We start from the raw sequence: 25,676 nt of genomic DNA on the forward strand, positions 1-25,676 counted from the left end.
CGCCATCGTGCCGCGCCGCCCGCCCGGCCGCCCCGCGCCACGCTGGCGCGCCCGCCGCGCCGGTAGGATGGGGGGTGCTGATGCGCGCCCCCATCCCCACCTTCAAGCAGGTCGCCCTGCGACCGCAGTGGATCGGCGTGCTCATCGGGTGCCTGCTCGTCTCCGGCATCTTCGCGCTCCTCGGCCAGTGGCAGATCGAGCGGGCCGTCGAGCAGGGCCAGCGCGACGAGCGCGACACCGAGACGGCCGTGCCGCTCGCGACGATGGCGCAGCCGGGGGAGCCGCTCACGACCGACGCCGGCGGCCGGATGGTGTCGCTCGTCGGCGACGACACCGCCGACTACCGGGTGCTCGCCGGCCGCAGCCAGGAGGGCCGCGTCGGCTGGTGGATCACCGGCCGCGCGCTCGTCGAGCAGCCGACGGGCGAGCCCGCCTCTCTCGCCGTCGCGTGGGGCTGGAGCGCCTCCGAGGCGGACGCCCGCGAGACCGCCGAGGCGCTCGCCGCCCACGCCGGCACCGTCGGCCCCGGCACGATCGTCGGCCGCTACCTGCCGTCCGAGGCGCCCACCGACGGCGACATCCGCGAGCACACGCGCGAGGCGATGAGCGTCGCCGCCCTCGTCAACGAGTGGCCCGGCTGGAACGCGCGCGCCTACACCGGCTACCTCGTCGTCGACCCGGCCGCGTCCGAGGTCGCCGTCGTCGGCGACGAGCCGATCGTCTCCCGCCCGCCCGAGCAGAACACCCAGCTCAACTGGCTCAACGTCTTCTACGCGATCGAGTGGATCGCGTTCATGGGCTTCGCCCTCTACCTCTGGTACCGCCTCGTGAAGGACGCCCGCGAGCGCGATATCGAGGCGATCGAGGAGGCCGAGCAGGCGGAGGCCGCAGCAGCAGCGCCCGGGCCGGGCCCGGACCGGGCCGACGGATAGACTGGAGCACCGTGCCGAAGCCCATCGACCAGATCCCGCAGATCCGATCCGCCACCGCCCTCTACCGCGTCATGTCGTGGGTCACGGGCGTGTTCCTGCTGCTGCTCGTCATCGAGATGGTGCTGAAGTACTCGCCCACGCACGTCGAGCTGTTCGCCGGCGGCTCCGGCGGGCTGCTGTGGTTCGCGCAGGTGGTGCCGCTGCCCACCTGCGAGTGGTGGTCGCTGTTCGTGCCCGGCGGGCAGGGCTGCGAGATCCAGTCGCTCGGCGACGGCTTCAACATCTCGCTCGCGATCCTCATCGTCCACGGCTGGATCTACGTCGTCTACCTCGTCGCCTGCTTCCGCCTCTGGAGCCTCCTGCGCTGGCCCTTCGGCCGCCTCATCGCGATGGCCCTCGGCGGCGTCGTGCCGTTCCTTTCGTTCTTCGTCGAGCACAGGATGCACCGCGTCGCGCTCGACGACGTCGCGCGCCTCGAGGCCCAGCGGGCCGCGCGCGCCGACGCCGCGCCCACGCCCCAGGAGGCCTGATGTCCGACACCGCCCAGCGACCCGTCCTCGTCGTCGACTTCGGCGCCCAGTACGCGCAGCTCATCGCCCGCCGCGTCCGCGAGGCCGACGTCTACAGCGAGATCGTGCCCCACTCGATCACCGCCGAGGAGGTGCGCGCGAAGGACCCCGTGGGCATCGTGCTCTCCGGCGGGCCCTCGAGCGTCTACGCCGAGGGCGCCCCGCGCCTCGACCCCGAGATCCTCGAGCTCGGGGTGCCGACCTTCGGCATCTGCTACGGCTTCCAGGTGATGGCCGCGCAGCTCGGCGGCGAGGTCGCCCGCACCGGCAACCGCGAGTACGGCTCCACCGCCGTCACGGTCGGCGACGCCGGCAGCCTGCTCGCCGGCCAGCCCGACGCGCAGACCGTCTGGATGAGCCACGGCGACGCGGTCGCGAAGGCGCCCGAGGGCTTCGAGGTGCTCGCCTCCACCGTCGACACCCCCGTCGCCGCCTTCGAGGACCGGGACCGCCGCATGGCCGGCGTGCAGTGGCACCCCGAGGTGCGCCACTCCGAGCACGGCCAGCGCGTGCTCGAGTCCTTCCTCCACGACATCGCCGGCATCGACCGCGACTGGCGCACCGGCAACGTCATCGAGGAGCAGGTCGCCCGCATCCGCGAGCAGGTCGGCGACAGCAAGGTCATCTGCGGCCTCTCCGGCGGCGTCGACTCCGCCGTCGCCGCCGCCCTCGTGCACCGCGCCGTCGGCGACCAGCTCACGTGCATCTTCGTCGACCACGGGCTGCTGCGCCAGGACGAGCGCGAGCAGGTCGAGCAGGACTACGTCGCCTCCACCGGCGTCCGCCTCGTCACCGTCGACGCGCGCGAGCAGTTCCTCACCGCGCTCGCCGGCGTCACCGACCCCGAGACGAAGCGCAAGATCATCGGCCGCGAGTTCATCCGCGCGTTCGAGGCCGCCGAGCGCGACCTCGCCGCCGAGGCCGCCGCCGAGGGCGAGCCCATCCGCTGGCTCGTGCAGGGCACCCTCTACCCCGACGTCGTCGAGTCCGGCGGCGGCGCCGGCACCGCCAACATCAAGAGCCACCACAACGTCGGCGGCCTCCCCGACGACCTGCAGTTCGAGCTCATCGAGCCGCTCCGCGCCCTCTTCAAGGACGAGGTGCGCGCCATCGGCCGCGAGCTCGGCCTCCCAGAGGTCATCGTCGGCCGCCAGCCCTTCCCCGGGCCCGGCCTCGGCATCCGCATCATCGGCGAGGTCACCGAGGACCGCCTCGACACCCTCCGCCGCGCCGACGCCATCGCCCGCGCCGAGCTCACCGCCGCCGGCCTCGACGGCGAGATCTGGCAGTGCCCCGTCGTGCTCCTCGCCGACGTGCGCTCCGTCGGCGTCCAGGGCGACGGCCGCACCTACGGCCACCCCATCGTGCTGCGCCCCGTCTCGTCCGAGGACGCCATGACCGCCGACTGGACGCGCCTGCCCTACGACGTGCTCGCCCGCATCTCGAACCGGATCACGAACGAGGTGGAGGAGGTCAACCGGGTCGTGCTCGACGTGACGTCGAAGCCGCCGGGGACGATCGAGTGGGAGTGAGGTGTGTGGGCCGGCGCTGATCGCCTGGTCTGCTCCTCAGCTCAGACAATGACGAAGTCCGGAAGCCCCGTTGGGGCCTCCGGACTTCGTCATAACTCGCACCCCGCAGACCAGGCGATCAGCGCCTCCGTGCTGGCTGGGGCGTCGAGCACGCCCCGGTTGTGGGGAAGGGAAGGGGATCAGGCGGCGCGGAGCGCCACCTGATCCCTGGCGAGGGCGGCGAGGAAGGTGGCGACGGCCTCGGCGGCGCCTCGCTCGCCGAGCTCGGCCTCCACGTCGGGGGAGTAGTTCGTGTTCGTGTTGATGTCGTAGGGGACCGTGCGGCCGTCGATCGTCTCGATGAACTCGACACCGGCGATCTCGACGCCCTCGCGCGCCAGCAGCGCCTCGAGGTCGCGGATGAGCGGATGCTCGGCCGTGACCTCCGGGCGCAGGCGGAAGAGGGAAGCGGGCTCCGCCTCGGCGGCGTCGTCGGCGCCCGGCACGCGGCAGGCGTCTGCCGGGCACAGCTCGAAGCCCTGGCTCGTGTCGACGCGCACCGCGTACCGGAAGCGGCCGCCCACGAACTCGGCGCGCGTGATCGACGCGTCGCGGCCGACGAGCAGCTCCTGCACGAGCGCGATGCCGTCGACCGGCCGCTCCAGCTCGCCCGCGGCGAGCGCCGCGTCGAGCTCCTCCGGGGTGTCGAAGCGCCGCACGCCGAGGCCCTTGCCGCCTCGATTGTGCTTCGTGATGAAGGGGCTGCCGATCTGCCGGGCCGCGGCCGCGAGCGCGGCGTCCGAGGTCGCGGCGATCGTGCGCGGCACGTCGAGCCCCGCTGCCCGCAGCAGCGCGTGCTGGCGCACCTTGCTCACCTCGAGCGCGGCCACCCGGCTGCCGTTCACCACCCGACGGCCCTGCGCCTCCGCCCACGACAGGATCGCCGTGGCCGTGTCGAAGGCGTGCGGCACGCCGCGCGTGTGCGCCGAGGCGCTCAGGCGCGACCACACCACCGCATCCGGCGCGACGCCGTCGAGGTCGATCGCGCGCTCGCCGAGGTGCCACGGCTCGAGCGCGACCCCCTCGGCCTCGAACGCGCGGCGGAACGGCGGCAGCCACTCCTCGTTGTCGTGGAGCACGACGACGGTCGGTCGGGTCACGGGGTCCTCCTCGGATCGCGATCGGGATCCTCCAGCCTGCCGCGCACCGCCTGGGCGCGCGACCGGCGTGACGAAGCGTGACGGCGCCGGCCCGCCCGAGCCGGATGCGCGTCCGTCGTCGCGCGTCGCCGCCCGCGAGGAGCATGATGGGCGCATGAGGCCGCACCCGGCGCGCGTGCGCTCGGGTCGCAGGGCGGCCCGGCGCCTGCTCCTCGTGGGCTTCGCCGCCTGCGCCGTGCTGAGCCTCGTGCCCGTCGACTGGATGCGCGAGCGCCTCCGCGTCGGCTGCTCGCTCGAGGGCCGCGACTGGGTGTGCGGCCCGACCACCGACTACGTCGGCTCGGCCATCGGCGTCGTCGTGCTCGCCGCGGCCGCGCTCACCTGGTCGTGGCTCGTGCTGCGCGCGACCGCCGAGGCGCCCCGGCTGCGCGCCGGCCAGCTCGCCGTCGTCGGGGTGCTCGCGGTCGCGCCCGCGGTGCTGCAGTGCGCCGGGCTGCTGCTCGACGCGATCCTGCGTCCCTCCGGAGCGGAGGGGCTCGAGGCCGACCGCATCGCCATGTGGGTCGAGCGGGGGATGCTGCCCATGCTCGTCGTGGCGGGGGCCGGCGCGCTCGGCTTCGTCGGCCTCCGCGCCCGGGCGTCCGGCGTCGCGCCGAAGGTCGCCGCCATCCAGCTCGGCGGCAGCATGGGACTGCTGCTCGCCGCCGCCGTGATGTCGTCGCTCGGCACCCTGCCGACCGGGGTCGCCGCGGCCGCCGCCATCGGCGCGGGATGGCTCGTCGCGAGGGCCCAAGGACGGGATCCGAAGCATCTCTGACACGGATGTCGATCCGGTGCCGTGCCGTTCGACGCAATGGTGAGAGGGTGGCGAGGGCGGCCCGGGACAGGAGACGGAACCATGCAGTACATGCTCATCATGCGCGACAGCGACGAGGCGATCGAGGCGTCGAAGGACATCCCCTTCGAGCAGATCATCGAGGCCATGGGGAAGTACAACGAGGCGATGATGCAGGCGGGCGTGCTCATCGCCGGCGAGGGCCTCACCGACGCGTCGGAGGGCTTCGTCGTCGACTTCTCGCACGAGACGCCGCTCATCACCGACGGCCCCTACGGCGAGACGAAGGAGCTGTTCAACGGCTTCTGGATCCTCGAGGTCGCCTCGCGCGAGGAGGCCGCCGAGTGGGCCTCGCGATGCCCGCTCGGCCCCGGCTCGAAGCTCGAGGTGCGCCGCGTGCACGGCGTCGAGGACTTCCCGGCCGACAACGAGTGGATCGAGAAGGAGATCGGCTGGCGCGAGGAGCAGGCCGAGCGCAGGGCCGCCCAGCAGGGCTGACCGCACGTGGACGACGTGACGGCGCGCCGGGCGGACTCCGCCCGGCGCGCCGTCGTCGCCGTCTGGCGCATCGAGGCTGCGAAGATCGTCGCGGTGCTCACCCGGTACACGGGCGACTTCGCGCTCGCGGAGGACCTCGCGCAGGAGGCGCTCGCCGAGGCGCTCGAGCAGTGGCCCGAGCGGGGCCTGCCGCGCAACGGCGCCGCCTGGCTCACGCAGGTCGGCAAGCGCCGGGCCGTCGACCACTGGCGGCGGCAGGAGCGCTACGCCGACCGCATCGCGGCGCTCGGCCACGACCTCGAGCGCGAGCAGGACGCGGCGGCCGACGCCGTGCCGTGGGATCCCGACGAGATCGCCGACGACGTCCTCCGCCTCGTGTTCACCGCCTGCCACCCGGCGCTGCCGCAGCAGGCGCGCGTCGCGCTCACCCTGCGGGTCGTCGGCGGCCTCGAGACGGCCGAGATCGCGCGCGCGTTCCTCGTGCCGGTCGCCACGATCCAGCAGCGCATCGTGCGGGCCAAGCAGGCGCTCGCCGACGCCGGCGTGCCGTTCGAGACGCCGTCGCGCGCCGAGCGCCCCGCGCGCATCGCGGCGGTGCTCGGCGTGCTCTACCTGATCTTCACCGAGGGGCACGCGGCCACGGAGGGCGACGACTGGATGCGGCCCGACCTCGCGCTCGAGGCGCTGCGGCTCGCCCGCATCCTCGCCGCGCTCCAGCCGGACGAGCCGGAGGTGCACGGCCTCCTGGCGCTGCTCGAGCTCACCGCCGCGCGCTTCCCCGCGCGCGTCGACGCGCAGGGCGCCCCGGTGCTGCTCGCCGATCAGGACCGGCGCCGCTGGGACCGCGGCGCCATCCGCCGCGGGCGCGCGGCGCTCCGCCGCGCCGAGGGCTTCGGGCGGGGCCTCGGCGCCTACGGGCTGCAGGCCGCGATCGCCGAGTGCCACGCGGTCGCGCCGAGCGTCGAGGCGACCGACTGGCGCCGCATCGTCGCCGCCTACGAGGGCCTCGAGCGGCTGCGGCCGTCGCCGGTCGTCGCCCTGAACCGCGCGGTCGCGCTGTCGATGGCCGACGGGCCGGATGCGGGGCCGGCGGCGGCGCTCGCGATCGTCGACGGCCTCGCGGGCGAGCGGGCGCTCGCCGCATCCCACCTGCTGCCCTCGGTGCGCGGGGAGCTGCTCGCGCGGCTCGGTCGCGATGCGGAGGCCGCGGGGGCGTTCGCGCTGGCCGCCGAGCGCACCCGCAACGCCCGCGAGCGCGCGGTGCTGCTCGCCCGCGCCGCCTCGCCCCGCCGCTGACGGCGTTCGCCCACAGCGCGGGTCACGCGGCGCAACGCCCGCGCCGGAGCGGGGCGGAGCGAGTAGCGTGGAAGGTCGGGATCGACCGGCAGGACCGGAACGACCGGCACGGCCGGGATGCGAGCGGAGCGGGGGAGCGGCATGGGCACCGAGGTGGAGCAGGGGACGACGATCGACGCCGAGCGGCTCGCGGCCATCCGCGCCGACTTCCCGATCCTCGCCGCCGAGCCCGCGGGCGTGCCGCTCGTCTACCTCGACTCCGGCGCCACGAGCCAGCAGCCCCGCCAGGTGCTCGACGCCGAGTGGGCGTTCCGCACCGGCCGCAACGCCGCCGTGCACCGCGGCGCCCACACCCTCGCGGGCCTCGCGACCGACGACTACGAGGCCGCGCGCGAGCGCATCGCCCGCTTCGTCGGCGCGCGCCCGGAGCGGCTCTCGTGGGCGATGAACGCGACGGATGCGCTCAACGAGGTCGGGCTCTCGCTCGCGGAGGCGAACCGCGCCCCCGCCGTCGACCCGCGCCTCCGCATCGGGCCCGGCGACGAGATCCTCATCACCGAGGCCGAGCACCACGCCAACCTGCTGCCGTGGCAGCGCCTCGCCGACGAGACCGGCGCGACCCTCCGCTGGATCGCCGTGGACGACGACGGCGTGTGGACCGAGGCCGACGCGCTCGCGGCCATCACCGGGCGCACGCGCCTCATCGCGATCGCGCACGTCTCGAACGTCACGGGGCTCGTCGCGCCCGTCGAGGCGATCGTCGCCGCCGCGCGGGCGCACGGCGCCCTCGTCGTGCTCGACGCCTGCCAGTCGGTGCCGCACCGCCCCGTCGACCTCGACGCCCTCGGCGTCGACGCCGCCGCCTTCAGCGGCCACAAGATGCTCGGCCCCGGCGGCATCGGCGTGCTCTACCTGCGCGCCGAGCTCGGCGACGCCCTGCCGCCGGCGCGCGTCGGCGGCTCGATGATCACGACCGTCACGATGACCGAGCGCGACTTCCTCCCAGCGCCGCAGCGCTTCGAGGCGGGCACGCAGCCCGTCTCGGCGATCGTCGGCCTCGCCGCGGCCGTCGACTACCTCGAGGGCGTCGGCATGGCGGCGATCGACGCGCACGAGCTCGCGCTCGGCCGCCGCCTGGCCGAGGGCGTCACGGCGATCGACGGCGTCCGGCTCGTCGGCCCGCGGCCCGGCGCGGAGCGCGCCGGCGTCGCGAGCGTCATCGTCGACGGCGTGCACGCGCACGACGTCGGCCAGGTGCTCGACGCGCAGGGCATCGCGGTGCGCGTCGGCCACCACTGCGCGCAGCCGCTCCACCGGCGCCTCGGCGTCGCGGCGACGACCCGCGCATCCGCCTACCTCTACACGACCGAGGGCGAGGTCGACCGCTTCCTCGACGTGCTCGCGGGCGTGCGCGACTACTTCGGAGCACGATGAGCGATCCGCTGGCAGGGCTGTACCAGGAGCTCATCCTCGAGCACGCGAAGCGCCGCGAGGGCGAGGGGCTCATCGAGCCCTACGACGCCGAGCGCTTCCTGAAGAACCCGACCTGCGGCGACGAGATCCGCCTGCGCGTGCGGCTCGAGGACGGCCGGATCGCGGCGCTCGGCTGGGAGGGGCAGGGCTGCTCGATCTCGCAGGCCTCCGCATCCGTGCTCGCCGAGGAGGCGCCGGGCCTCGCGGTCGCCGACGCGCGCGTGCGCATCGAGGCGCTGCGCGAGCTGCTGCGCTCGCGGGGCGCCGCCGAGCCCGACGAGCAGCTGCTCGGCGACGCGGTCGCCTTCGCAGGGGTCGCGAGGTTCCCGATGCGGGTGAAGTGCGCGATGCTCGCGTGGGTCGCCCTCGAGGAGGCCCTGCTGGAGGCCGAGGCGCGCTGACCGCGCGGGCGTCCCGCCGGACGCCCGTCACGCGCGCCGCCGCACAGCGGCATGCGCGACCTGATGGGATGGGTGCCGTCCCCGAGGAGGTCAGACATGTCCAGCACGTCCGCAGGCGAGCGCATCAGCCGCGTCGCCGGCACCTGGTTCCCGCTCGTCGTGCTCGCCGCCGGCGCCATCGCGATCGTCGTCCCGCAGGCGTTCCTGCCGATCGCCCCGTGGATCAACCTGCTGCTCGGCATCATCATGCTCGGCATGGGCCTCACGCTGCAGCCCGTCGACTTCGCCGTCATCGCCAAGAAGCCGTTCGCGTTCGTCGTCGGCGTCGTCGCGCAGTACGTGATCATGCCGTTCACGGCGATCGGCCTCGCGCTCGCCTTCCAGCTGCCGCCCGAGCTGCTGGTGGGCGTCGTGCTCGTGGGCTCCGCGCCCGGCGGCACCGCCTCGAACGTCATGGTCTACCTCGCCAAGGGCGACACCGCGCTCTCGGTCGCGATGACCACCGCGTCGACCCTCATCGCGCCCGTGCTCACGCCGCTGCTCGTGCTGCTGCTCGCCGGCTCGTACCTGCCGGTCGACCCGTGGGCGCTCTTCCAGTCGATCCTGCTCATCGTGCTCGTGCCCGTGGTACTGGGCGTGCTGCTGCGGCGGTTCGCGACGCGGCTCGTGGAGCGGGTGCTGCCGTGGCTGCCGCTCGTGTCGGTCGTGGGCATCGCGCTCGTCGTGCTCGCGGTCGTCGCCGGCAGCGCCGCCGCGATCCTCTCGGTCGGCCTGCTCGTCGCCGTGGTCGTCATCCTGCACAACGGCATCGGCTACGGCCTCGGCTTCCTCGCTGCGAAGGCCGTCGGGCTCGACGAGAGCGCCCGCCGCGCCGTCGCGATCGAGGTCGGCATGCAGAACTCCGGCCTCGCCGCCGGCCTCGCGCGCACGCACTTCACGCCCGAGTCGGCCCTGCCCGCCGCGATCTTCTCGGTGTGGCACAACGTGTCGGGCTCGCTGCTGGCCGCGTACTGGTCGCGCCGCCCGCCGCGCGACGCCGCACCCGCATCCGCGGTCGACCCCGCCGACGCCCCCGCCGCCTCCTAGCGGCAGCGCCCTGCACCGAACTTCCCTGAATCCCCGCTTTCTCCCGCAGAAGCGGGGATTCGGGGAAGCTCGGCGTCCGGTGGGCGGGGGATCGTAAGGTGGCGGCATCCGAACGAGGAGGCAAGGATGCCGCTGCGCTGGTACACGAACGTGATCGAGACGACCGACCCCCGGAGGCTGGCCGGCTGGTGGGCGCAGGCGCTCGACTGGCAGACCGCCTACGCGTCCGACGACGAGATGGTGCTCATCCCGAAGTGGGCCGAGGAGCTGCTGCCCAAGCTCGAGTTCCACCAGGTGCCGCCCGGGCTCGTGTTCGTGAAGGTCGACCACGAGAAGCAGACGAAGAACCGCATCCACATGGACCTCGCGCCGCATACGAGCGACGACCGCGACGCCGAGATCGCCCGGCTCGAGGCGCTCGGGGCGACGCGCGTCGACATCGGCCAGGGGCCCGACGTGCCGTGGACCGTGCTCGCCGACATCGACGGCAACGAGTTCTGCGTGCTGTCGAGCCGCGAGGAGTAGGCGCACGACGAAGGCCCCCGGCTGGCGCCGGGGGCCTTCGTCGTGGTCGCCCTAGTTGTTCGAGCGCAGGATCGCGATGATGCGGATGATCTCGACGTAGAGCCAGATCACCGTCATCGTGATGCCGAACGCCGCGGACCAGCCGAACTTGGCGGGGACGCCGCGCTTCACGCCGAGCTCGATGCCCTCGAAGTCCATGACGAGCGAGTAGGCGCCGAGCAGGACGGCGAGCACGCCGAGGATCACGCCGAGCGGGATGCCGGCGATCTCGACCGAGCTGCGCCAGCCGAACATGCCGGTCGGTGCGACGAGCATGCCGACGAAGTTCGCGAGCGAGAACAGGCCGTAGCCGATGATCACGATGAAGAAGATCTTGTTCAGCTTCGGCGAGGTGCGGAACACCCGGAACGCGTAGCCCGCGAGCGTGACGCCGAAGACGCACGCGGTGGCGAGCAGCGCCTGGAAGATGATGCCCTGCATCGGCTGGCCGAAGGCGCCGAACTCGAGCATGCCCGAGAAGCCGCCGAGGAAGAGGCCCTGCGCCGCTGCATAGGCGAGCACGAGCGTGCGGCTCGGCTCCTTCTTGAAGATGTTGACGAGCGCGAGCACGAAGCCGACGAGTGCGCCGCCGTAGGTGAGGGCGAAGAACGGCAGCGTCGTGCCGCTGACCCACAGCATCGCGAGCGTCACCGCGAAGCCCACCGCCGTGACGCCGAGCGTCGCGACCGTCTTCATGATCACGCCGTCGTACGTGAGGCGCTCGGTGTCGAGCGGCGTCGCCGACGGGCGGCCGTACTGCTGCTCGAGCTGGTCGGGGCCGCCGAAGCCGGGCTGCTGCTGGCCGTACGGGGCGCCGTAGCCCTGCTGCTGACCGAACTGCGGTGCCTGCGGTGCCTGGCCGTACGGCTGCTGCCCGTAGGCCTGCTGGCCGTACTGCTGCTGTCCGAACTGCCCGGCTCGCTGCGGGTTCGAGGAGAACGCGGGCGAGTTGCTGAACGCCGGGTTGCCTGCCAAGGGGATCGCTCCTGTCGAAGTGATGGGTGCCCGCCACGTCGGCGGACGGCCCCAGAGTAGCGGCAGAACCCCTTGATCCCCCTGTGATCCCGCGGATGTTCGCCTCCGGCAGAGCCCTGCGCCGGCCATGTCCGCGCACGGCCACCGCGCCGTCACCGCGCGGCCACCTGACGCGCCTAGCCTGCCCACGTGACCGACCCCGCGAGCCAGACCCGACTCATCGCCCACCGTGGCGCCTCCGGATGGGCGCCCGAGCACACCGAGGCGGCCGTGCGGCTCGCCGCGACGCTCGGCGCCGACGCCGTCGAGCCCGACCTCGTCGCGAGCCGCGACGGGGTGCTCGTCGTGCGCCACGACGTCGAGCTGGGCGAGACGACCGACATCGCCGACCGGCCCGAGTACGCCGACCGGCGCGCGACCCGCACCGTCGACGGGCACGAGGTGACGGGCTGGTTCGCCGAGGACCTCGACTGGGCCGAGATCGCGACGCTCCGCGCCCGCGAGCGGCTGCCGCGCCTCCGCCCGCTGAGCGCCGCGCGCGACGGCGAGCAGGGCGTGCTGCGCCTCGAGGACCTGCTGCGGATCGCCGACGAGGTGGGCCTCGACGTGGTCGCCGAGCTCAAGCACGGCGACCACCACGAGCGGATCGGTCTGCCGCTCGACGCGCTGCTCGCCGACGCGGTCGCCGGCACGCACTGGGCCTCGAGCGGCCGGCTCGTGCTCGAGAGCTTCGAGGAGCGCACGCTGCACGCCTGCCGCGAGCGCGGCATCGACGCGCGGCTCGTCTACCTCATGGCCGACGGCGGCACCGCGGTCGACCTCGGCGCCGACGGCCCGAGCTTCGCCGAGCAGCGGACGGATGCGGGGCTCGCGGCGCTCGCGGGCCGGGTCGACGCGATCTCGGTCGAGAAGGCCGCGCTGTTCGCGCGCGACGAGGAGGGCAGGATCGGCCCGAGCGTCCTCGCGGCGCGCACGGCGGAGGCGGGGCTCGGCCTCATCACGTGGACGCTGCGGCCCGAGAACGCGTTCCTCGAGCCCGAGCACCGCCTGGGGGAGCACCCGGCGGCGTGGGGCGACTGGACGACGGAGTGGCGGATGGTCGCGGCGCTCGGCCTCGAGGCGGTGTTCGTCGACCACCCCGACCTGTGGCGGCGCGTCGCCGGCTGACCCGCCCTCCGCGGTCGCACGGCACGGCGTGTGGGCCGCCCCGCCTAGGATCGATCCAGTGAGCGATCTCTGGGGACTGGGCGACGAAGGCTTCGGCGACGTGCAGCGACCGACGCCCATCGGGCCGCGCGGCGACACCATCCCCGAGCACCTGCTCGCCGGCATGAACCCGCCGCAGCGCGAGGCCGTCGAGCACCGCGGCCCCGCCCTCCTCATTGTCGCCGGCGCCGGCTCCGGCAAGACCCGCGTGCTCACGCACCGCATCGCCGGCCTCCTCGCCACCCGCGAGGCGTGGCCGAGCCAGATCCTCGCGATCACCTTCACGAACAAGGCCGCCGGCGAGATGCGCGAGCGCGTCGAGCACCTCGTCGGCGAGGAGTCGCGCGGCATGTGGATCTCGACGTTCCACTCGGCGTGCGTGCGCATCCTGCGGCGCGAGGCGGAGGCGTTCGGCTTCAAGCAGACGTTCACGATCTACGACTCGGGCGACGTGCGCGCGCTCATCAAGCGCCTCATCAAGGAGCGCGGCGCCGACATCCAGGGCCTCACGCCCGGCGGCGTGAGCGCCCGCATCTCGAAGGCCAAGAACGAGCTGCACGACGTCGACTCGTGGGCGCGCACCGCCAACCTCGAGAACCCGCTCGACGCCGCGTTCCTCGAGCTGTGGCGCGACTACGAGAGCCAGAAGCAGCGCGCGAACGCCTTCGACTTCGACGACCTCATCTCGCAGACCGTCTTCCTGCTGCGCGCCTTCCCGCAGGTCGCCGCGCAGTACCGCAAGCGCTTCCGGCACATCCTCGTCGACGAGTACCAGGACACGAACGCGGCGCAGTACGCGCTCATCCGCGAGCTCACGCGGCCCGTGACGCGCGGCGAGCTGCCCGACCTGCGCGGCGACCTCGAGGGCGCCTCGCTCACCGTCGTCGGCGACTCCGACCAGTCGATCTACGCGTTCCGCGGCGCCGACATCCGCAACATCACCGAGTTCGAGCGCGACTTCCCCGGCGCCCGCGTGATCCTGCTCGAGCAGAACTACCGCTCGACGCAGACGATCCTCTCGGCGGCGAACGCGGTGATCGGCAACAACTTCGACCGCCGCGAGAAGCGGCTCTGGACGGATTCGGGCGACGGTGACCGCATCGTCGGCTTCACCGGCTACTCCGGCCACGACGAGGCGCAGTTCGTCGCCGACGAGATCGTCGAGCTCACCTCCGGCGGCATGGCCTACAGCGACGTCGCGGTGTTCTACCGCACGAACGCGCAGACGCGCGCGCTCGAGGAGGTGCTCATCCGCTCGGCGATCCCGTACCGCGTGATCGGCGGCACGAAGTTCTACGAGCGGGCCGAGATCAAGGACGCCATGGCGTACCTCATCACGGTCGCCAACCCCGACGACAGCCTGAGCCTGCGCCGCATCATGAACGTGCCGCGGCGCGGCATCGGGCCCGCGACCGAGGCGGCGCTGCAGGCGTTCGCCGACGAGCAGGGCGTCTCGCTCCGGGATGCGATGCGGCGCGTGGGCGAGATCGCGCTCGGCCCGAAGGTCGCGACGGCGATCACCGACCTCGCGGCGCTCCTGGACGAGTGGACGGCGAAGCCCGAGGCCGACCCGGGCGAGGTGCTGCGCGAGCTCATGAGCCGCTCCGGCTACACCGACCAGCTGCGCCGCTCGCCCGATCCGCAGGACGCCGCGCGGCTCGAGAACGTCGAGGAGCTCGTGGCCGTCGCGCGCGAGCACCGGCGCCAGAACCCGAGCGCGAACCTCATCGACTTCCTCACCGAGACCGCGCTCGTCGCCGCCGCCGACGAGCTCGACGACTCCGGCGGCCAGGTCTCGCTCATGACGCTGCACACGGCGAAGGGCCTCGAGTTCGACGCGGTGTTCATCACCGGCATCGAGGAGGAGCTGCTGCCGCACCGGATCGCCGCGATGGAGCCGGGCGGCCCCGCCGAGGAGCGGCGCCTGTTCTACGTCGGCATCACGCGCGCCCGGAAGCGCCTGCACCTCTCGCTCGCCATGACCCGCGCGCAGTTCGGCGAGGTCAACCCCTCGGCGCCCAGCCGCTTCCTCGAGGAGATCCCCGCCGAGCTCATCGACTGGCGCACGCCGCCGACCGCGGTGCGCTCGAGCCCGCAGCGCGCGCTGGGCAGCCGGTGGTCGGATGCGCCGCGCGAGCAGTTCGTGACGGGCTACCGCGACCCGAAGCCGCTACCGGCCGGGCGGCCGAAGGGCACGTTCGCGAACACGGTGACCGAGGTGCGCGACAACTCCTCGATGGAGCTCGCGCCGGGCGACCGCATCCGCCACAAGGACTTCGGAGAGGGCCGCGTGGAGGCCGTGTCGGGCGCGGGGGCGAAGCGGATCGCGGAGGTGCGGTTCGACGCCGCGGGCCGCAAGCGCCTGCTCATCAAGATCGCGCCGATCGAGAAGCTGTAGCGGCGCGGGTGGTCTCGAGACCGCGCTCCTCGACCAGCGGGTGCCCCCTCCGCTGGTCGAGCCGGACGGCGCCGGAGGCGCCGTCCGAGTCGAGACCACAGCACGGCGAGCGGTCCGCCGCGCGGTGGTCTCGTGACGCGTGCGGCCTGCGGCCGCGCGCTCCTCGACCAGCGGAGGGGTGGCGGTCTAGAAGGTCGGGAGCAGGGCGAACGCCGCGAGCGTCACGAGCGCCACGACGATGATGAGCGGCCGGAACCGCCGCGACATCGTCCGCGGCGGACGGCCGTCGTCGAAGCGCTCGAGCTCCGGGTCGAGCTCCGGCGGGATCCGCTCGCGGTCGTGCATGCCCTGCTGCATGCCCCCAGCCTCGCATCCCGATCCCGCCCGCGTCGACGCCTGGCCCGCCCGCGGCGCGCTCGTCACATAACGTCGCACGATGTCTGACGGCATCCCAGGTTCTGGCATGCTGTGCGAGGCGACAATCCGTCGCTCTGCCGGACAGAAGGAACGATGATGCCGACCTCGGAGCGCACGAGCAGCCTCGCCGCCGTCCTCGACCTGCCGAGCGACCCGATCGCCGGCCACCGTCCGGAGGCTGCCGCCGAGGCCGACGCCGGCGTCCGAGCCCTCTTCGAGGAGCCCCAGCGCATCCCCTCGCCCGTGCTCCACGCGCTCGCCGCGCGCGTCGCCCGGCACCAGGGCAGCCGCGCGCTGCTCGACCACCACGCCGCCGAGGCGCTCGCCGACCCCGTCGCCGCGACGCTCCTGGGCGATGCCCTGCCGACGGACCATCGCCTCCGCGCCCTCGTCGAGCACGTCGACCTCATCACCGTCTCGCCCGCGCTCGTCGACCGCGACGACCAGCTCGTGCTGCCGCACGCGGGCGTCACCGCCGACGACGTCGTGCTCATCAGCCAGGTGGTGGCGCTCACGAGCTACCGCATCCGCGCGGCCCACGGCGCCCAGCTGCTCGCCGGCGTCGTGCCCGAGCGGGCCGACGGGTTCGAGCGCCCCACCGTCGGCCGTGGCCGTGCCCACGCGCGCCCCGATCGCACGACCTCCGGCACGCCCGCTCCCACCGCGTTCACGCGCGAGGTGCTGCAGTGGGAGCCGTGGGTGCCGTCGATCCCCGAGGTCGAGCTGACCGAGGCGCAGGCCGCGTCGTTCGCCGCGAAGGCGACCCGCAACTCCGTCTACTTCCGGCTGCTCGCGCGCGTGCCGGGCGTGCTCCGCGCCCGCAGCGCGCTCGACAACGCCGTGTTCCAGGGCGAGGGCGGCCTGCCCAAGGGTGAGCGCGAGCTCGCCGCCGCGGTCGCCAGCAAGGTGAACGACTGCATCTACTGCGCCTCGGTGCACGCGCGCCGCGCCGTGCACCACACCGAGCGCGCCGCCGACGTCGACCGCCTGCTCGCGATCGAGCTGCCGCGCGACGCCGATTGGGTCGCCTCGGACGTCGAGGCGCTCGCCGAGGGCCAGGACGCGCGCTGGGCCGCGATCGTCCGCTTCGCCGCCCGCCTCTCGGCGCTCGTGCCCGTCGCCGACGCCGCCGACCTCGAGGCCCTGCGCGCCGTCGGGCTCGACGACGCCGAGGTCGCCGACCTCGTGCAGGCCACCGCGTTCTTCGCCTGGGCCAACCGGCTCATGCTCAGCCTCGGCGAGCCCGCGCTCCCGCAGGCCTGAGCCGCAACCATTCCACCCCAGCACCACCCCGCCAGGAGAGGCACCCCATGTCCCGTTCCGCCCCCGCCGCCGCGCTCGGCGCAGTCGCCGTCGCAGCCCTCGCGCTCACCGGCTGCGGCACCGTCGTCGCCGCCGAGCCCACCGGCTCCTCCGCCGCCGCCCAGATCACCGTCACCGACGACCAGGGCCGCGAGGTCGTGATCGACGGGCCCGTGGAGCGCGCCGTCGTGCTCAACAGCTACGCGAACGAGTTCGTGCGCGCCATCGGCGCCGGCGACACCGTGGTCGGCGTCGACCGCTCGTCGCTGAACCGCCTCCCGTACCTCGAGATCACCGACGACGAGGTCATCGCCGAAGGCCTCGACCAGATCAACTACGAGGCCGTCGCCGCGCTCGAGCCCGACGTCGTCGTGCTGCCGCGCAACGCCGTCTGGCAGGAGGCCGCCGAGCAGCTCGAGGGCTTCGGCATCCCCGTGGTCGTCGCGACCGCCTGGGACTACGCCGTCTTCGACGACACCGTCGACCTCCTCGGCGAGGTCTTCGGCGCCGAGCAGGAGGCCGACGGGTTCCAGGCCTTCGCCGACGAGATCCAGGAGGTCGTCGCCGAGCGCGTCGAGGGCCTCGACACCGTGCCCGTCTACTGGGAGACCGCGGAGCCGTACCTGACGGTGCTGCCCGGATCGGGCTTCCACGCCATCATCGAGGCGGCCGGCGGCGAGAACGTCTTCGCCGAGGCCGGCGGCGGCGACGTGCAGCAGGAGATCACGGTCGACCCGGCGGAGGTCGTCACGCGCGACCCCGCGGTGATCGTCCACGAGTACGAGCCTGCCGCGACGCCCACCGAGGCGTCGGCGTTCGAGGCGACCCGTGACGAGCTCACCTCGCGACCCGGCTGGTCGGCGATCCAGGCGGTCGAGGACGACCAGGTCTACGTCGCCAACGGCTGGGCGACGAGCGCGATCGCGAAGTCGATCGGCGCGCTCTACCTCGCCACCTGGCTCCACCCGGAGGCCTTCGAGGACGTCGACCCCGACGCCTACCTCGAGCGCTGGGTGACGGAGTTCCAGGGCACCGACTTCGCGGGCGTCGACGGCTACATCAGCGCACCGGGCGACCAGGGCTGAGCATGACCACCTCTCTCGCAGAGCGCGACGCCGGCACGCCCCCCACCGGGCGCGGGCCGGCGCCCGCGCGCGACGACCGCCCCCGCCGCGCCGGCGCGTGGCGGCCCGTCGCGCTCGCCGCCGGCGCCGTCGTGAGCGTGCTCGCGATCGTCGTCGCCGTCACGATCGGCACCGCGGGCGTGACGCTCGCCGACGTGTGGGGCGCGATCCTCCTCGCCACCTTCGGCGGCACCCTCCAGCCCGACTTCTCGCAGGCCTACTCGATCGTCACCGAGCTGCGGCTGCCGCGCATCCTGCTCGCCTTCGGCGCGGGCGCGGCCCTCTCGGTCGCGGGCGCGATCATGCAGGGCCTGCTGCGCAACCCGCTCGTGAGCCCGTTCACGCTCGGCGTCTCGCCGGCGGCCGCGTTCGGCGCGGCGCTCGCGATCACGCTCGGCGGCGCCACGACGCTGCCCGCCTGGGTCATCATCCTCAGCGCGCTGGGCATGGCGCTCGCGGTCTCGGCCTTCGTGCTGAGCCTCGCCTCGGCGAAGAAGATGGCCGTCGCGACCCTGCTGCTGCTCGGCATCGCGGTCACGCAGCTGTTCGAGGCGCTCACCTCAGCGCTGCAGTTCGCGGCCAACGAGAACACCCTGCAGGCGATCGTGCGGTGGACGTTCGGCTCGGTGAACGACGCGAACTGGGGCGACGTGCAGATCGTCTGGATCGTGCTGCTGCTCTCGCTGCCGCTCGTGCTGTGGTTCGCGAAGGACCTCAACGCCATCGCGTTCGCGGGCGACGACGCGGCGAAGAGCCTCGGCGTCAACGTGGGCCCGCTGCGCGTCGGCCTCATCGTGGTCTCGGTGCTGCTCGCCTCCGTCGTCGTCTCGTTCTGCGGCGTCATCGGCTTCGTCGGCCTCGTCGGCCCCCACATCGCGCGCCTCGTGATCGGCGCCGACCACCGCTACCTGCTGCCCGCCTCCGGGCTCGCCGGCGGCCTCCTGCTGCTGCTCGCCGACACCGTCGGCCGCACGGTGATGGCGCCCGCCGTGATCCCGGTCGGCATCGTCGTCGCGTTCATCGGCGCGCCGATCTTCATCAACCTGATCCTGACGAGGAAGACGGCCCTGCGATGAGCCTCGTGATCGACGACGTCCGCTTCAGCTACGGCAAGCACCTCGTGCTCGACGGCGTGAGCCTCGAGGTTCAGGAGGGCACGTTCTGCGCCCTGCTCGGCCCGAACGGCTCCGGCAAGTCGACGCTCACGAAGGTCGTGGCGGGCGTGCACCGCCCCGCGAGCGGCGGCGTGCGCTTCCGCGGCGACGACGTGCTCGGCCTCGGCCGGCGCGCGCACGCGCGGCTCATCGGCTACGTGCCGCAGAGCGCCGAGGTGCCGTTCGACCTCACGGTGCGGGAGGCCGTGCTGCTCGGCCGCACCCCGCACTTCGGCATCGGGCCCGGCCGCGCCGACTGGGAGCGGGTCGACGAGGCGATCGGGCTGCTCGGCCTCGAGGAGCTCGAGGGCCGCAGCATCTCGCAGCTCTCCGGCGGTCAGGCGCAGCGGGTGCTCGTCGCGCGGGCGATCGCCCAGGACACGCGGGTGCTGCTGCTCGACGAGCCCACGAGCGCCCTCGACCTGCGCTACCAGATCGAGACGCTGCAGCTCGTGCGGCAGATCACCCGCTCGCACGGCATCACGGCGCTCATCGCCATCCACGACCTCAACCACGCGGGCCGCTTCTGCGACCAGGCGGTGCTGCTGCACCGCGGCCGCATCCAGCGCGCGGGCACGCCCGCCGAGGCGTTCGACGAGGCGGCGCTCGCCGACATCTACGGGCTCGACGTCACGGTCGAGGAGCGCGACGGCTACGTCGAGGTGCGTCCCGTCGTGCACGAGCTCGAGCTGCAGCGCTGACCGTGGGCGGATCCGTGGCCGAGGCGATGTTCGATGCGGGGGCCGAGCCCTTCGACGCCGTCGTCGTCGGCGGCGGCCCGCGCGCGGTGTCGTTCGCCGAGCGGCTGTCGGCGCGGCTGCTGCGCGAGGGCGGCACGGCCTCGATCGCGATCGTCGACGCCGTCGAGGTCGGCCCCGGCGCCACCTGGCGCACCGACCAGACCCCGTGGTTCCTCAACAACACGACGTCGGCCGCGACGACCATCCACCCGGATGCGTCGACGGGCCTCGACGACGTGCCCGCCGACGGCGAGACGCTCGTCGCCTGGGCGGCGCGGGTCGTCGCCGAGGGCGGCGCCGGGCGACCCGCGTGGGTGCTCGAGGAGGCGCGCGAGATCGCGCCCGCATCGTTCCCGTCGCGCCGCGTGCAGGGCGTCTACTACCGCGAGCAGCTCGCCCGCGTCGAGGCCCGCGGCCCGCTGCGCATCGAGCGGGTCGTCGGCACGGTCGTCGACCTCGACGAGTCGCCGGAGGGCGTGGAGGCGGTGCTCGCCGACGGCCGTCGCATCGCCGCCGCGTCAGCCGTGCTCGCGCAGGGCATGGTGCAGACCCGGCCCGACGCCGAGGTGCGGGCGCTCGCCGACGCCGCCGCGCGGCACGGACTCGTCTACGTGGCGTCCGGCATGCCGGCGGAGCGCGACTGGTCGTCGGTGCCCGAGGGTGAGGACGTCATCGTGCGCGGCCTCGGCGCGAACTTCTTCGACGTCGTCGCCGAGCTCACGGCCGGCCGCGGCGGCCGCTTCGAGCCCGTCGACGGCGATCCGCTCGGGCGGCTGCGCTACCTGCCGAGCGGCCGCGAGCCCCGCATCCACGCCGGCTCGCGCCGCGGCGTGCCCTACCGCTCGAAGCCCGACCTCACCCACGAGCGGCCGACGCCGCTGCGGCCGCGCTTCGCGACGCCCGAGTGGTTCGCCGAGCTCGCCGAGCGCTCGCCCGGCAGCGTCGACATCGCCCGTGCCGTGTGGCCGGTCGTCGCGCGCGACCTCGCGTTCGCGGGGCTCGTGGCGATCGAGGCGCGGCACCCGGGCGCGGTGCCCGGCGGGCTGGAGGAGGCGGAGGCGGCGCTCGCGGCGCTGCCGCTGCCGCATCCGGCCGACCCGTCGCCCCGCGACGCCGCCGAGCGGGCCATCGACGAGGCGATCGGCGCGCGCCTGGCTGCGCCGCACCGGCTGCGGCTCGACGACCTGCGGCGCCCCACCGGCGGCGTGCCGGTGGGGGAGCAGGCATGGGCGGCGCACGTCGCCGCGCTCGTCGAGGACGAGCTCGACAGCATCGGTCGCCCGGCGTCGAGCCCCCGGCAGGCGGTGAACCAGGCGATGTCGGCGCTCCGCGGCCCCGTGGCGCGGCTCGCCGCGACCGGGGTCGTCGAGGGCGGCTCACGGGTGCGCGACCTGCTCGGCTGGTTCGACGCCGACGGGCTGTTCCTCGCGAGCGGGCCTCCGGCGACGCGCACGCGGCAGGTGCTCGCGCTCGTCGAGGCGGGCGTCGTGCGGCTCATCGGGCCCGAGACGACGATCGGCGTCGACGAGGACGCGGGGATGTTCGTGGCGCGCTCGCCCATCAGCGGCGTCGAGGTGCGGGCGCGGGCGCTCGCGGAGGCGCGGATGTCGAAGGGCAAGGTGCCGGGGACCGACGACCCGCTGCTGCGCGCCCTGCTCGACTCCGGCCGCGCCCGCATCCACGCGTTCGACAGCGCGCGCGGCCGGGTGGCGAGCGCGAGCCTCGACGCCGTCCCGCCGAGCGCGGGGGAGCGCGACGGCCTCGCGCTCGTCGACGGCGCGGGCGAGCCGTCGCGCCGCGTGCTCGTGCTCGGCATCCCGGCGTCGAGCACGCAGCCGGGCAGCGCGATCGGCGCCTCCCCGGGGCTGCGGTCGCCGCTGCTCCGCGGTGCCGACCTCGCCGCGCGCCGCGTGCTCGCGCTCGTGGCGGCAGAGGCGGAGCCGGCGCCAGCCGTCGGCTGAGCGTGTCGAAGCCGCGGCGTGGCGAGCGGTTCGCCGTGCTGGTGGTCTCGACTCGGTCAGCGCGCTGCGCGCGCGGACCGGCTCGACCGGCGTTGGGGGAGCCACCCGCTGGTCGAGGAGCGCGCGGCGCAGCCGCACGCGTCACGAGACCCACCCGGCCATCGGGGTCTCGTGACGGCAGCGCCCTGTGGGCGCGGCCTCCTCGACCAGCGGAGGGACGGCGGGTCAGTCGCCGTCGGCGGCGGCCGCACCGTAGTCGGGGAGCTCCTGCAGGGTCCAGCGGTTGCCGTCGGGGTCGGCGAAGGTGACGAAGCGCCCCCACGCCTGGTCGTCGACGTCGCTCGCGCCCACGCCGGCCTCGACGAGCGCCGCCCGCGTCGCATCCGCGTCGTCGATCACGACCTGCACGTTCCGCATCGATCCGGGCTCGTCCTCCGTCAGCCCCTCGCCGAACGCGATCGAGCACGCCGAGCCGGGCGGCGTGACCTGCACGAACCGCAGTCCGGGCTGCACGGTCTGGTCGTGGTCGACGTGCCAGCCCAGCTGGCCCTCGTAGAAGGCCTTCGCGCGGTCGGCATCGGTCACGGGCACGAAGATGAGCTCGATCCGGTAGTCCATGGGGCACCTCTCGTCGTCGCGATCACCGTCGACCGCGTGCCCCGCACGCTACGCCGCACCGCCGACATGCGGGAGGGGGAGGCTCGCGCCTCCCCCTCCGTGCCGCGGCCCTACCCGTCGGAGCCCGTCCCCGGACCCTCGGGCGGGTCGGCCGAGCGCCGCTGGATCGGCGTGATCTGCGTCGACAGGCGCCCGCGGTCCTGCTGCGGGTGCGGCTGGTGCGACTCGATCTCCTCGTCGAGCGCCGCGATCGCGACGGTGTCGACGGGCGGCAGCTGCGCCTCGTAGCGCGCGCGGCGGCGCTTGAGCCACAGCGCGAGCACGACGATGAGGATCATCAGGCCGTAGGCGACGATCGCGAACGGGCTGTGCACGAGGTACGCCGGGTCGCCCTGGCCGATCTGCATCGCCTTCCGCAGCTGCTCCTCGGCCATCGGTCCGAGGATCGCGCCCACCACGAGCGGCGCGATCGGGAAGCCCTGCCGCCGCATGAAGAAGCCGAGCACGCCGAGCACGAGGATGACGCCGATGTCGAACACGGTGAAGTTCGCCGCGTACGCGCCGAGCCCCGCGAAGGCGAGGATGCCCGCGTAGAGGTACGGCCGCGGGATCTGCAGCAGCTTCACCCACATGCCCACGAGCGGCAGGTTGAGCACGAGCAGCAGGATGTTGCCGATGTAGAGGCTCGCGATGAGCGCCCACACGAGCGCCGGCTGCGTGTCGAACAGTCGCGGGCCCGGCTGCAGGCCGTACGACTGGAACGCGCTGATGATGATCGCCGCCGTCGCCGACGTCGGGATGCCGAGCGTCAGCAGCGGCACGAGCACGCCCGCCGCGGCCGCGTTGTTCGCGGCCTCCGGCCCCGCGACGCCCTCGATGGCGCCGCGCCCGAACTGCTGCTTGTACTCCGGCTTCGCGAGGCTCCGCTCGGAGGCGTAGGAGAGGAAAGTCGCGACGTCGGCGCCGCCGGCCGGGATGGTGCCGATCGGGAAGCCGATCGCGGTGCCGCGCAGCCACGGGCGCCACGAGCGCGCCCAGTCGGAGCGGCGCATCCAGGTGCGCCAGCCGCGCGTGATGGGGATGAGCGGGATCTCGCCGTTCCGCAGGCGCGAGCCCACGTACAGCGCCTCGCCGAGGGCGAAGAGGCCGACGGCGACGATGACGACGTCGATGCCGTCACCGAGCTGCGGCACGCCGAAGGTGAACCGCGACTGGCCGGTGAGGGTGTCGACGCCGATGAGGCCGATGAAGAGGCCGAGCGAGAGCGAGACCATGCCGCGCCAGAGGCTGTCGCCGAGCAGGGCGCCGACCGTGAGGAACGCGATGACCATGAGCGCGAAGTAGTCCGCAGGGCCGAGGCCCACGGCGAGCCGGGCGATCGTCGGCGCCAGGAGCGTCAGCAGCACCGTCGCGATCGTGCCGGCCACGAAGGATCCGATGGCGGCGGTCGCGAGGGCGGCGGCGCCGCGGCCCGCGCGGGCCATCTTGTTGCCCTCGAGCGCCGTGACGATCGACGCGGACTCGCCGGGCGTGTTCAGCAGGATCGACGTGGTCGAGCCGCCGTACATGCCGCCGTAGTAGATGCCGGCGAAGACGATGAACGCTGCCGTCGGCTCGAGCGCGTACGTGATGGGCAGCAGCAGCGCGACGGTCATGGCCGGGCCGATGCCGGGCAGCACGCCCACGGCGGTGCCGAGCATGACGCCGAGCAGCGCGTACAGCAGGTAGATCGGCTGGAGGGCGGTGGCGAAGCCCTCGAGCAGGAGCGTCAGGGTGTCCATCAGAGGCCGATCCAGGAGGTGAGGGCGCCGGTGATCGGCAGCGAGAGCCCGAGCAGCTCGCCGAACACGACCTGCGTCACGACGCCGATGGCGAGGCCGGCGAGCACGGCGGCCCACCAGCGCTTCGCGCCGAGCGCGAGCGCGGCGCCCGCGAACAGGATCGTGACGCCGAGCGGCCAGCCGAGCATCGGGATGGTGATGATGAGAGAGAGGAACGAGAGCACGACGATGCCGGTGGGCAGCCACGCGGTGCCGTGCTCGAGGTCGACGTCCTCGCCCTCGTCGGCGCTGCCGAAGCGGCCGCGCAGCTGCTGCACGAGCACGACGAGCGACGAGACGAGCATGAGGCCGCAGACCGCGTAGGGGACGACGCGCGCGCCGAGGCCGTTCGTGGAGCCGGCGGGCTCGCGGATGGACGAGGTGACGACGAGCATCGCGATCGACAGCACGACGAGGAGGCCGACGAAGGCGAGGGCCTCGATGCGCGCCGAGCGCGACGCCGCCGGCGCACCCTGCTCGGGTGCGCCGGTCGGCGCCGTGGTCATTCGATCAGTCCGATCGTGCGCAGGGTCTCCTGCGTGGTGGCGATCTCGTCGGTGAGGAAGGCGTCGAACTCGTCGCCGGCGACGAACGCGTCCGTCCAGCCCTTCTCCTCGACCTGGGCCGTCCACGCCTCGCTGTCGTGCAGCTCGGTGACGAGGTCGATGAGGGCCTGGCGCTCCTCGTCCGAGATGCCGCCCGGCGCGATGACGCCGCGCCAGTTGGTGACGGCGAGGTCGATGCCCTCGTCCTGGATCGTGGGCACGTCGGGCAGGGCCGCGGCGGGCTCGGCGCTCGAGACGGCCAGCGCGCGCAGGTCGCCCGAGAGCACCGACTCCGAGAACTCGCCGACGCCCGAGATGCCGGCCTGCACGGTGCCGCCGAGCAGCATCGTGAGCGCCTCGCCGCCGCCCGAGTTCGGCACGTAGTTGAGGGTCGAGGGCACCTCGGCCGCGTCGACGCCCGCGTTCGTGAGCAGCAGGCCCGCGAGGATGTGGTCGATGCCGCCGGCGGAGCCGCCGGTGATCGTCACGCCCTGCCCCTGCTCGACGACGGCGTCGACGAGGTCCTGGAGGCTCTGGAACTCGGAGTCGGCGGGGACGACGACGACGAGCGGCTCCTCGGTGAGCTTCGCGATGGGCGTCATGTCCTCGATGCGCGAGTCGGAGGCGTTGGTCTCGACGGCGCCGACCATGACGGAGCCCATCACCATGAGGGTGTTGGCGTCGGTCTCGGTGGCGAGCGAGGCGAGGCCCACGGTGCCGCCGGCGCCGCCGATGTTCTCGACAGGTGCCTGGCCGACGAGGCCGTCCTCGGTGAGGGCGGCGCTGACGGCGCGGGCGGTCTGGTCCCAGCCGCCGCCCGGGTCGGCCGGGGCGATGACGTTCACGGCCTGGATGGCGGCGGCCTCGCCGTCGCCCGAGGCGCCGGGGGCGCCGCCGTTCGACGAGCAGGCCGCGAGCGCGAGGGCCGCGGCCCCCGCGAGGCCGATGCGGACGATGGCGCTGGTGCGCGTGCTGCGGTGCATGGATCGCACGTCTCCTCCTTGAGCGCCCGGCGCCGGTGCCGGGTCGCGATCGTGGGATGACGGTAGCCGCGCCGCCGCCGTCGGCCGCGCTTGTGGTCGTTGCGGCCG

24 protein-coding genes are annotated in these 25,676 nt (G+C 74.0%); 17 read left to right on the plus strand and 7 right to left on the minus strand.

What is annotated here, in order from left to right:
• The first annotated feature begins 80 nt into the window (after positions 1 to 80).
• The 3 genes from IEW90_RS02910 to guaA are packed head-to-tail and all read left to right on the plus strand — an operon-like array spanning position 81 to position 3,033.
• The gene (locus IEW90_RS02910; protein ID WP_188715862.1) at positions 81 to 932 is read left to right on the plus strand and encodes an SURF1 family protein; all 852 of its coding nucleotides are present in this window, start codon (positions 81 to 83) and stop codon (positions 930 to 932) included.
• Between the two features lie 11 nt (positions 933 to 943).
• Positions 944 to 1,462, plus strand: a complete 519-nt coding sequence (locus IEW90_RS02915; protein WP_229679462.1) for a DUF3817 domain-containing protein — start codon at positions 944 to 946, stop codon at positions 1,460 to 1,462.
• Positions 1,462 to 3,033 carry a glutamine-hydrolyzing GMP synthase gene (gene guaA, locus IEW90_RS02920; RefSeq protein WP_188715865.1) on the plus strand — a complete coding sequence of 524 codons (1,572 nt, stop codon included), beginning with the start codon at positions 1,462 to 1,464 and terminating at the stop codon, positions 3,031 to 3,033. The genes IEW90_RS02915 and guaA overlap by 1 nt, the downstream gene beginning before the upstream one ends.
• Before the next feature lie 179 nt (positions 3,034 to 3,212).
• Here the strand turns inward: guaA and IEW90_RS02925 are convergent, their stop codons facing one another.
• Positions 3,213 to 4,172, minus strand: a complete 960-nt coding sequence (locus IEW90_RS02925) for an ATP-grasp domain-containing protein (RefSeq protein ID WP_229679463.1) — start codon at positions 4,170 to 4,172, stop codon at positions 3,213 to 3,215.
• Positions 4,173 to 4,326: 154 nt separating this feature from the next.
• Between IEW90_RS02925 and IEW90_RS02930 the strand changes: the two genes are divergently transcribed.
• The 7 genes from IEW90_RS02930 (at position 4,327) to IEW90_RS02960 (ending at position 10,286) form a co-directional block, all read left to right on the plus strand.
• Positions 4,327 to 4,989, plus strand: coding sequence for a hypothetical protein (locus IEW90_RS02930; RefSeq protein WP_188715868.1), 663 nt, complete (start codon positions 4,327 to 4,329; stop codon positions 4,987 to 4,989).
• A gap of 81 nt (positions 4,990 to 5,070) precedes the next feature.
• Positions 5,071 to 5,505, plus strand: a complete 435-nt coding sequence (locus IEW90_RS02935; protein ID WP_188715869.1) for a YciI family protein — start codon at positions 5,071 to 5,073, stop codon at positions 5,503 to 5,505.
• Between the two features lie 15 nt (positions 5,506 to 5,520).
• The gene (locus IEW90_RS02940) at positions 5,521 to 6,801 is read left to right on the plus strand and encodes an RNA polymerase sigma factor (RefSeq protein WP_188718002.1); all 1,281 of its coding nucleotides are present in this window, start codon (positions 5,521 to 5,523) and stop codon (positions 6,799 to 6,801) included.
• Between the two features lie 141 nt (positions 6,802 to 6,942).
• The gene (locus IEW90_RS02945) at positions 6,943 to 8,235 is read left to right on the plus strand and encodes an aminotransferase class V-fold PLP-dependent enzyme (RefSeq protein WP_188715871.1); all 1,293 of its coding nucleotides are present in this window, start codon (positions 6,943 to 6,945) and stop codon (positions 8,233 to 8,235) included.
• Positions 8,232 to 8,675, plus strand: a complete 444-nt coding sequence (sufU, locus tag IEW90_RS02950) for a Fe-S cluster assembly sulfur transfer protein SufU (RefSeq protein WP_188715874.1) — start codon at positions 8,232 to 8,234, stop codon at positions 8,673 to 8,675. The genes IEW90_RS02945 and sufU overlap by 4 nt, the downstream gene beginning before the upstream one ends.
• A 96-nt stretch (positions 8,676 to 8,771) precedes the next feature.
• Positions 8,772 to 9,761 carry a bile acid:sodium symporter family protein gene (locus tag IEW90_RS02955; protein ID WP_188715876.1) on the plus strand — a complete coding sequence of 330 codons (990 nt, stop codon included), beginning with the start codon at positions 8,772 to 8,774 and terminating at the stop codon, positions 9,759 to 9,761.
• A 126-nt stretch (positions 9,762 to 9,887) separates the two neighbouring features.
• Positions 9,888 to 10,286 carry a VOC family protein gene (locus IEW90_RS02960; RefSeq protein WP_188715878.1) on the plus strand — a complete coding sequence of 133 codons (399 nt, stop codon included), beginning with the start codon at positions 9,888 to 9,890 and terminating at the stop codon, positions 10,284 to 10,286.
• A 51-nt stretch (positions 10,287 to 10,337) separates the two neighbouring features.
• On the opposite strand, the gene IEW90_RS02965 is transcribed toward IEW90_RS02960, so the two are convergent.
• Positions 10,338 to 11,306, minus strand: a complete 969-nt coding sequence (locus IEW90_RS02965) for a Bax inhibitor-1/YccA family protein (RefSeq protein WP_188718003.1) — start codon at positions 11,304 to 11,306, stop codon at positions 10,338 to 10,340.
• Between the two features lie 183 nt (positions 11,307 to 11,489).
• On the opposite strand from IEW90_RS02965, the gene IEW90_RS02970 reads away from it, so the two are divergent.
• Both IEW90_RS02970 and IEW90_RS02975 read left to right on the plus strand, forming a co-directional pair.
• The gene (locus IEW90_RS02970; protein WP_188715880.1) at positions 11,490 to 12,467 is read left to right on the plus strand and encodes a glycerophosphodiester phosphodiesterase family protein; all 978 of its coding nucleotides are present in this window, start codon (positions 11,490 to 11,492) and stop codon (positions 12,465 to 12,467) included.
• A gap of 100 nt (positions 12,468 to 12,567) precedes the next feature.
• Complete coding sequence (locus IEW90_RS02975; protein ID WP_229679598.1) at positions 12,568 to 14,904, plus strand: ATP-dependent helicase; 2,337 nt, start codon at positions 12,568 to 12,570, stop codon at positions 14,902 to 14,904.
• A 186-nt stretch (positions 14,905 to 15,090) separates the two neighbouring features.
• Here the strand turns inward: IEW90_RS02975 and IEW90_RS02980 are convergent, their stop codons facing one another.
• Entirely contained in the window at positions 15,091 to 15,261 is a 171-nt protein-coding gene (locus IEW90_RS02980) for a hypothetical protein (protein ID WP_188715881.1), read from the minus strand.
• 156 nt (positions 15,262 to 15,417) lie between these two features.
• Between IEW90_RS02980 and IEW90_RS02985 the strand changes: the two genes are divergently transcribed.
• From IEW90_RS02985 to IEW90_RS03005, 5 genes are read left to right on the plus strand one after another with little or no spacing between them, the layout of a single operon-like run.
• Positions 15,418 to 16,584, plus strand: coding sequence for a peroxidase-related enzyme (locus IEW90_RS02985; RefSeq protein WP_188715884.1), 1,167 nt, complete (start codon positions 15,418 to 15,420; stop codon positions 16,582 to 16,584).
• 47 nt (positions 16,585 to 16,631) lie between these two features.
• Positions 16,632 to 17,708: an ABC transporter substrate-binding protein gene (locus IEW90_RS02990; RefSeq protein WP_188715886.1), complete on the plus strand. Its 1,077-nt coding sequence runs from the start codon at positions 16,632 to 16,634 to the stop codon at positions 17,706 to 17,708.
• Between the two features lie 2 nt (positions 17,709 to 17,710).
• Positions 17,711 to 18,823 carry a FecCD family ABC transporter permease gene (locus tag IEW90_RS02995; RefSeq protein ID WP_188715888.1) on the plus strand — a complete coding sequence of 371 codons (1,113 nt, stop codon included), beginning with the start codon at positions 17,711 to 17,713 and terminating at the stop codon, positions 18,821 to 18,823.
• A complete protein-coding gene (locus tag IEW90_RS03000; RefSeq protein ID WP_188715890.1) occupies positions 18,820 to 19,602 on the plus strand; it encodes an ABC transporter ATP-binding protein in 783 nt (260 codons plus the stop codon). The genes IEW90_RS02995 and IEW90_RS03000 overlap by 4 nt, the downstream gene beginning before the upstream one ends.
• A gap of 14 nt (positions 19,603 to 19,616) precedes the next feature.
• Positions 19,617 to 21,602: an FAD/NAD(P)-binding protein gene (locus tag IEW90_RS03005; protein ID WP_229679465.1), complete on the plus strand. Its 1,986-nt coding sequence runs from the start codon at positions 19,617 to 19,619 to the stop codon at positions 21,600 to 21,602.
• Positions 21,603 to 21,827: 225 nt separating this feature from the next.
• Here IEW90_RS03005 and IEW90_RS03010 read toward each other — a convergent pair whose 3' ends face one another.
• From IEW90_RS03010 to IEW90_RS03025, 4 genes are all read right to left on the minus strand, one after another.
• Positions 21,828 to 22,220 (minus strand): VOC family protein, encoded by a 393-nt coding sequence (locus IEW90_RS03010; RefSeq protein WP_188715892.1) that lies wholly within the window; start codon positions 22,218 to 22,220, stop codon positions 21,828 to 21,830.
• Positions 22,221 to 22,330: 110 nt separating this feature from the next.
• Positions 22,331 to 24,001 (minus strand): tripartite tricarboxylate transporter permease, encoded by a 1,671-nt coding sequence (locus IEW90_RS03015; RefSeq protein ID WP_188715895.1) that lies wholly within the window; start codon positions 23,999 to 24,001, stop codon positions 22,331 to 22,333.
• On the minus strand, positions 24,001 to 24,546 hold the full coding sequence (locus IEW90_RS03020; RefSeq protein WP_188715898.1) for a tripartite tricarboxylate transporter TctB family protein: 546 nt from the start codon (positions 24,544 to 24,546) through the stop codon (positions 24,001 to 24,003). The genes IEW90_RS03015 and IEW90_RS03020 overlap by 1 nt, the downstream gene beginning before the upstream one ends.
• On the minus strand, positions 24,543 to 25,568 hold the full coding sequence (locus IEW90_RS03025; RefSeq protein ID WP_188718006.1) for a Bug family tripartite tricarboxylate transporter substrate binding protein: 1,026 nt from the start codon (positions 25,566 to 25,568) through the stop codon (positions 24,543 to 24,545). Before IEW90_RS03025 ends, IEW90_RS03020 begins: the two co-directional genes overlap by 4 nt.
• Positions 25,569 to 25,676 lie beyond the last annotated feature (108 nt).

The organism is Agrococcus terreus, assembly GCF_014645235.1.
Classification (GTDB): Bacteria; Actinomycetota; Actinomycetes; order Actinomycetales; family Microbacteriaceae; genus Agrococcus; species Agrococcus terreus.